The sequence below is a fragment of the Nocardia heshunensis genome (assembly GCF_054782115.1).
Genome location: NZ_BAAGTC010000019.1, coordinates 1 through 6965 on the forward strand (window position 1 = coordinate 1; position 6965 = coordinate 6965).

Annotated in this window: 9 protein-coding genes; 5 read left to right on the forward strand and 4 right to left on the reverse strand. The window is 62.4% G+C overall.

The features are described from left to right. Nucleotides 1–614: 614 nt before the first annotated feature. Nucleotides 615–797, reverse strand: a complete 183-nt coding sequence (locus tag ACYVN4_RS36165) for a hypothetical protein (RefSeq protein ID WP_460727189.1) — start codon at nucleotides 795–797, stop codon at nucleotides 615–617. 215 nt (nucleotides 798–1012) lie between these two features. On the opposite strand from ACYVN4_RS36165, the gene ACYVN4_RS36170 reads away from it, so the two are divergent. After that, nucleotides 1013–1531, forward strand: coding sequence for a hypothetical protein (locus tag ACYVN4_RS36170; RefSeq protein WP_460727191.1), 519 nt, complete (start codon nucleotides 1013–1015; stop codon nucleotides 1529–1531). 95 nt (nucleotides 1532–1626) lie between these two features. Here ACYVN4_RS36170 and ACYVN4_RS36175 read toward each other — a convergent pair whose 3' ends face one another. Then, nucleotides 1627–2616, reverse strand: coding sequence for a DUF6301 family protein (locus ACYVN4_RS36175; RefSeq protein ID WP_452399808.1), 990 nt, complete (start codon nucleotides 2614–2616; stop codon nucleotides 1627–1629). 364 nt (nucleotides 2617–2980) lie between these two features. Here ACYVN4_RS36175 and ACYVN4_RS36180 point away from each other — a divergent pair, with 364 nt between their 5' ends. Further along, nucleotides 2981–3724, forward strand: coding sequence for a tyrosine-type recombinase/integrase (locus ACYVN4_RS36180; protein ID WP_460727193.1), 744 nt, complete (start codon nucleotides 2981–2983; stop codon nucleotides 3722–3724). Between the two features lie 123 nt (nucleotides 3725–3847). On the opposite strand, the gene ACYVN4_RS36185 is transcribed toward ACYVN4_RS36180, so the two are convergent. Beyond that, nucleotides 3848–4063, reverse strand: a complete 216-nt coding sequence (locus ACYVN4_RS36185; protein ID WP_460727195.1) for a hypothetical protein — start codon at nucleotides 4061–4063, stop codon at nucleotides 3848–3850. A 316-nt stretch (nucleotides 4064–4379) separates the two neighbouring features. Continuing rightward, nucleotides 4380–4595, reverse strand: a complete 216-nt coding sequence (locus tag ACYVN4_RS36190; RefSeq protein WP_460727197.1) for a hypothetical protein — start codon at nucleotides 4593–4595, stop codon at nucleotides 4380–4382. Nucleotides 4596–4898: 303 nt separating this feature from the next. On the opposite strand from ACYVN4_RS36190, the gene ACYVN4_RS36195 reads away from it, so the two are divergent. The 3 genes from ACYVN4_RS36195 (at nucleotide 4899) to ACYVN4_RS36205 (ending at nucleotide 6226) form a co-directional block, all read left to right on the forward strand. Then, complete coding sequence (locus ACYVN4_RS36195; RefSeq protein WP_397013762.1) at nucleotides 4899–5024, forward strand: hypothetical protein; 126 nt, start codon at nucleotides 4899–4901, stop codon at nucleotides 5022–5024. Nucleotides 5025–5395: 371 nt separating this feature from the next. Further along, complete coding sequence (locus ACYVN4_RS36200) at nucleotides 5396–5722, forward strand: thioredoxin family protein (RefSeq protein WP_460727200.1); 327 nt, start codon at nucleotides 5396–5398, stop codon at nucleotides 5720–5722. Nucleotides 5723–6043: 321 nt separating this feature from the next. Continuing rightward, a complete protein-coding gene (locus tag ACYVN4_RS36205; RefSeq protein ID WP_460727202.1) occupies nucleotides 6044–6226 on the forward strand; it encodes a hypothetical protein in 183 nt (60 codons plus the stop codon). The last annotated feature ends 739 nt before the right edge of the window (nucleotides 6227–6965 follow it).

Consider the following 6965-nt stretch of genomic DNA (forward strand, 5'->3'; position numbering starts at 1 on the left):
CGGGTCAAGGATGGCGAAGCCACCGGCATCTCGGGTCCGCCGCCGTGTCCGCACATGCCGCTGATCGCTCGGTTCGAAGCGGCCAGCGCGACCCAGCTGAAGACCAACGGCCCCGGCGCATCTCGAAGACGTCGCTCTGTCCGCTCGTGCCGCGTACCGGGCGTTCGGAACCGGCTACGGGCTCGGCTGGCGAGTGCACGCAAATGCCGCGACCTGAGCGGTTCGAACCGGCCACGCATCAGAATGGATGGTCCACGCGCGCAAGCGGATCCAGAATCATCAATCGGCTGACTATAGCGAACCATAGGTGCTTTGAGCTGGGGCGCTAGCTGACAGCAACCCCCTATGATGCGAACCTGCGACACGCGACCTGCGGTTTCTTGGTCGCTTAGATCTGCCCGCGAGTCGGAACCATCGCCTGACCTGGGCGAATGGCGTTCCCAAAAGTGCCCCCGGCGGGGCACGATACACATGGGAACAGTACCGACCAGCATCTTCTCGCTGGCCGACTGGTCATCGAAGCCGATTTCGCCCTGAGCAGCCGCAAAGCACCCGGAGGCCAGCGGCGTTGAGACTACCTGGTGACGATGGGGCGTTCGATCAGTTCGGATGCGCTACTTCTGCCGCGACGCCTGCCATCTGGTGATCTCCCACAACACCTCGGCTTGGCGTCGCGCCAGCAGCTCACCGTCGAGACCCTCGACGACCACGATCTCGAACTCCGCCTCCAGCGGCTGCCGTCGACGGCCTCCGCGAGCGCGGGACGAAGAACCCCGGGGAACGTCGCTATCGGCCATACCTCCGTTATGCGCGCAGGTCGGGCTCCTGTGAAGGTGACAGCCTTGTACACGTACGAGTCCTGCTGATGTCCCACTCGGCACCACATCGCATCCCCGGCCAACGTCGGCAGCCCACCGACGTTGGCCCCCGAGTCAGCCGTTCCGACGAGCGATCAGCGGCAGAACAGTGCACAGTGTGCAGCTTGTCGGCAGGGCTGGTTACATTCCCGCCTATGGCATCTGTGTTTTCCTGGATCGCGGTACGCGGTCTGACGCCTCAGACAGTTCTCAAGGATCTCGGACTCGTCGATACAGGTGTCGCCCATTCACCGGGTAATTCACAACTTGCAGGCGAGGCTCTTGCCAATGGCTGGTATGTCATCGTCGACTACGACGTGGACCCAGACGGGTACGTCAGCAAAACGCAGATACTAGAGCGTCTGTCGCGAGATGCCGACGTGGTCGCCTGCTATGAGTCGTCGTACGGCCCTGACAGTGCGGCCACTCGTTGGAAGAACGGTCGCCAGGTGTGGACCGTGACGCACTGCTGCAACGAGGGCGAGGAACCAGACAACCTCGAATATGACGGTGATCTGCCCGGGGACTTCGCCGAAGTCCTCGAAGACGCCCGAGCCGACGCAGCGGACTTCGGTGAGTGTTTGTATCAGGTCCCCGTCGATTTAGCCGCCGAGGCAACAGGTTTCCGTGAGGACGGCATCCTCGACCTCACCGAACTCGCGTGGGCCAACTGAGCAACCGCCGGGATCGAGCAAACGCCCTCAACTCGGCAGTAGCGGACGTTCATCTTGCTCAGCTGAATAGCTTGAGGCGGCCTCGGTCGATGGACTTAGGGTTCGAGATCGAAGGCTGAGATATCGACCCGCCCGGAGTCCCCTGGCGACGCTTGAACTCGAAGGTCTTTGGGGTGAGCCACTTTGAGCTCGTCACGTAGAGCGATAACGACAGCATCGGCCATCGCTTCGAATTCGCGATAGCGGGCCGGCCACTCGATCGATCGCCCCCAACCCTGTTCGCCATTGATCGCCGTCCATGACCAGCCCAAGCTGAACCAATGCGCCCGATCGTCGTCGAACAAGTGCCCCATCGTGCGACGGGCTGCCGAGCGAGAAACGCTGCACTCCAACGTCTGCCAGCCCATGTCGAACCTCGCGATTCTGTCCCTGGACGCGGCGAGTTCGACTTGCGCGCCAACGGACAGTCGCGACAACGTCAACGCCAGCGCCGTGGTCAGTTCCAGCCAGGTGCGAGGAAATACCTGATCGCCGTCGGAGCCTGATAGCTCGGCCTGCTCGTCCTCGTCTGAATCGTCGTCATCGTCAGCGCACTCGATTTCCCACTGTCGGTACACCGGGTCAGCGATCTTCAGCTGAATCGTGCCGTGGTCGATGTGGGTCGACAACAGCAAGACTGCGTTTGCGAGGTTCCAGACGACCGTCGGACCATAGATGTTGACAGGCCCCAGCGGAGGCCCAACCTCGAGTGTCAGCCGCTCGGCAAGCTCCGCGAAGGAATCGACGAGCCATATGTGGCCCTCCGACGTGGCGTCGTCAGCCACGTCGGTTACGAGCACACGCAATTCCTTGACTTCTCCACCGTCACTACAACATTCGCGAAGAAACTCGGAGGCATGCTCCGCACGCCCCCAGGGCTGCGACACCGACAGGCCGGTGTGAAGTTCGGTACCACCATATGACAAGGGCTCAGACCGCCAACCTGCCTCTTGGCAAAACTGCTCGACATTCGCGACCGTCCATGACCAGTCAAAACCTGCTGCGAGCTGGGCGATACGCACGGCTCCATCGAAATCGGCTTGCACGCTCGGATAGTAACTACATGAACGGCAACTCAGCCGGGCACAACCGCTCAAGGGTGCACTGTGGGACTGATACCCCTGCGCTCTCTCGGCACGCTCATCGGCAATGCAGGATGTTCTGCCGTGGCGGTGAGCCATGCGCTCTGCGGTTCGTGTCTGGCTTCGGTGAGTTGTCCGTACAGGGCCATCGTGAGGGATGGGTACTTCCTCCGATCTGGATGTCTCGTTCGCTGGTGATGATCTCGTGCTGCGGCTGGCGTCGCTCGCGTATCTTGCACGGTTCTCCATCGTTTCGCGAGTCCATACGAGATCGGATCTACGCCTTTACTTTTCGTGGTGCACCGAGCGGGAACTGAATCCCCTGGCGGTGACGCGGACCGAGGTCGAGCACTACTCGCTGTGGATGCGAGAAACGCGCCACTTCAAACCCGCCACCATCGCCCGCCGTCTGGCGGTCGTGGCGGGGTTCTACCGCACTTGCGTGATCGACGGCTTGCTCGACCACTCGCCCGCCGAGTACGTCCGCCGGCCGCGCGTATCGAACGAGTCTCCGACACTGGGACTTTCACACCTCCAGTTCGAGGCCCTGCTGGTCGCCTCCCGAGACTCGGACAACCCGCCGGATTTCGCGCTGGTCGCCATGCTCGGACTCCTCGGTCTGCGTATCAGTGAGGCATGCCGTTGTGATGTCACCGATCTCGGTGAGGAACACGGCCACCGCGTCCTGCATGTGATCGGCAAAGGCTCCAAGATCGCGCTGATTCCGTTGCCGCCCGCGGTCGGACGCGCGATCGACCGCGCCGTCGACAGCCGAATACAGGGGCCGATCCTGCTGAACCTGCGAGGAAGGCGGATGGACCGCCATTGCGCTACCCGGCGCTTGCGGCGACTGGCGGAGGTCTCGGTGGTCCGGCTACCGCGTATGCATCCCCACATGCTGCGTCACACCTTCGTCACCACCATGCTCGACGCCGGAGTCGACCTGCGCGACGTACAGATCGCCGCCCGCCACGCCGACCCCCGCACCACCATGCGCTACGACCGTGCCCGCACCAACCTCGACCGCCACCCCAACTACATCCTCGCGGCGTTCATGGCTTCGGCCACATGACATCTCAACGTCCCGCATTGCCGAATTGAGTGCGTCTCGCCCTCAAGCAACCCTGCGGTCAGTAATCAGTAGCGAGATCCTTCTGCGGCCTGACAGCGAGGATCTCGCCTCCGCCGAGCGCGATTACGCTTCGGGTTCCTCTGCCTTCCTAGCCGAGTAGCCCCAGGACGGGCTATAGGAAAAATCGACATTCACATCGTCGTCAAAGGACGACAAACCTTGACTTCTGCCGACAAGCGGGTTAGCGCCGATCTCTCCGATCTGACTGTTTGCGGCGTCGTCTTCAGGCGGGGCCACCGGCGTCGGCTCCTTCGCCTCTGGTGCAACATCTTCAGCCATGTATCGCTCCGTCCTTGGTAGTCCAAATACGTAGAGATACAACGGTATCTGCTACATGCAGGGCCCGCTCGTGAGAGCGGATACCCAGGGTTACAGTCCCATCTGCGACGGCCTGGCTCGACGTTCGATAATGCCGCGAGGCGCGCTGACCGAACCGGCCAGCGCGGCGCGCGGAAGATCAAGTGGCGGTGTCGGTCTGGGGTCGGCCGAACGTCCTGCATTGCCGATGGGCGCGTCTCGCCCTCCATCAACCCTGCGGTCAGTAGCGAGGTCCTCCTGCGGCCTGCTAGGAGGACCTCGCCTGAGCCCAGCGGGATCACGCTTCGGGTTCTTTTGCCTTCCTGGCCGTTTCGCCCCACGAAGGAGCATAGGAAAAATCAACATTTACGTCGCTGTCAAACGACAAACCCTGGCTTCTGTCGACAAGTGGATCAGCGCCGATCTCGCCGAACTGCCTGCTTGCGGCGTCCTCTTCAGGCTGAAGGGTTACCGGTACCGGTTCCTTCGCCTCTGGTGCAACATCTTCAGCCATGTACCGCTCCGTCCTCAGTAGTCCAAATCCGTAGAGATACAACGGTATCTGCTACACGCAGGTCTCGTGCATGAGAACGGATGCGCGGGGCTACAGACCAATCCGCGACGGTCCATCTAGATGTCCGATAATGCCGCTTACAAGCCTGTTCGGACCGGCCCGGCCAGTGCCGGTTGAACGCGCTTATCTGCCGATGCGTATGCGTCGTACTCATAAGTGGTGAAACCGATTTCGCGTGTGGGGTACCTCGTCATGGGACCATCGAAGGGTCGGCAACGAGCCGGCCAGGGAGGAGGGAACGCGATGACCGACGACTCCGCACCCGGCAGCGGCGGGGCGAACTGGGAGGACCAGCAGGAGGCGGTTGACGAAGAGCTGGAAGCCTTCGATCTGCATGTCTCCGATTCCGAGGCCGACCTGGATCAGTAAGCGAGGTAGTCCACAGGCTGCACNCCATACCGGAAGCTGTCGAGAGCGCGTTCGTGAGCGAGCGCTGCTGTCGCATGCCGCACGTCCGGCGGGGAGAGGTCGACCGAGAGAACGCTAGCGGCGCAGGAACATCCTGTACTGCCGCTAGTCGTGTGGTATCAAACAGCCACACCGCCGCCTGTCGGAAGATCGATGGGCGGGGGTCGTCTCAGGCTTGGTCACGCACCGCGCGGCGTCGGCAGAAGAGCGCAATCGAGCGAACCCCGGACGCCCGGACTGTCGATGTCCGACCATAGATCATGGCGAGGCCGATCAGGGTATGAGTCCGGTGAGGCACCGCCGCAAAGGACGTCGCAGGCTGGGAGGCGGACATGACACTGAAGAGCGTTGACGACGTGAGCTTCGACGAAGCCGTCTTGAAGAGCGACGTACCCGTTGCGGTCTTGTTCTGGGCGGAGTGGGCAAACCTATACCGACCGATGGTGTCGAACCTGGAGGCGTTGGCCGCAGAATACGGCGACATGATCGATGTCGTCATGCTCAATGTCGACCAGAGCCCGATGGTCACGGCGCGGTATGGGGTCACGTCCTATCCGACGCTGAACGTCTATCAGGGCGGGGAGGTTGTCAAGACAATCGTGGGTGGCAAGCCGAAAGCCGCGATCGAGAGGGAGCTATCTCCCTTTATCCAGAGGTAGAGGTCGTTTGCTCATCCAGGCGAACCAACCCCTTCCGCGCACATCAACGGATCCGGCACGTCGACAACAAACTTCGACACTCTCGCGCAGCGCTCTCGGAAAGTCCAGAGATACCGCATCCGAACCGCGTCGAACACACTCGTCTGCCGCTGACCGCTCGTCGATACGGCTGGCTGGGTGATCAACGAGCGGTGAGCAGCTGACGTCGGTGGACGCACGCATCCCGGGAAGTCTTGTGGTTCGAGTGGGACACCACCAGGACTCGCAGGTGCACAAGGCTGCCCTCTTCACAGGAACCCGATCTGCGCGCATAACGAAGGTATGGCCGACAACAACGTTCCCCGGGGTTCTTCGCCTCGCGCTCGTGAAAGCCGTCGACAGAAGCCGCTGGAAGCGGAGTTCGAGATCGTGATCGCCGAGGGTCTCGACGGTGAGCTGCTCGCACGACGCCAAGCCGAGGTGTTGTGGGAGATCACCAGATGGCAGGCGTCGCGACAGAAGTAGCGCATCCGAACTGATCGAACGCCCCATCGTCACCAGCTAGTCTCAACGCCGCCGGCCTCCTGGTGCTTTGCGGGTGCTCAGGGCGAAATCGGCTTCGATGACCAGTCGGCCAGCGAGAAGATGCTGGTCGGTACTGTTCCCATGCGTATCGTGCCCCGCCGAGGGCGCTCCTGGGACTGTCGTTCGCCCAGGTCAAGCGATAGTTCCGATTCGCAGGCGGATCTACACGACCAAGAAACCGCAGGTCGCGTGTCGCAGGTTCGCATCATCCGGGGTTGCTGTCAGCTAACACCCCAGCTCAGAGCACCTATAGTGCGGCATAGCCAGCTGACCGGCGCTTCGAAATCGGCTTGGACACGTGGACCTTCCGCCTGTTGCGTGACCGTATCGAACCGCTCGATCAGCGGCTACCTAGAGACTTGTGGGCAGGGCCGGTTCCCGGCCAGGATCCGGTCCAGGTGTCCGGTGGGCTGCTCGATCAGCGGCTGCCCACCGGGTGTCATTGGTGTGGCTCTCTTTTGGCATGCCTCCCGCCGGACACCGTGCCGGGAGTGGCTGAAAAGGGGTGCCAGGACAGTGCGTTCGGGCCGACGGCGGGGGCGTGGGCGGGAAATCAAACCCGGTCGGCCCCAGCGATCTTCGGGGCCGACCGCTTGGCCGCTTCGAACCGCGCGGGTCGCGGCATGTGCGGACACGGCGGCGGACCCGAGATGCCGGTGGCTTCGCCATCCTTGACCCG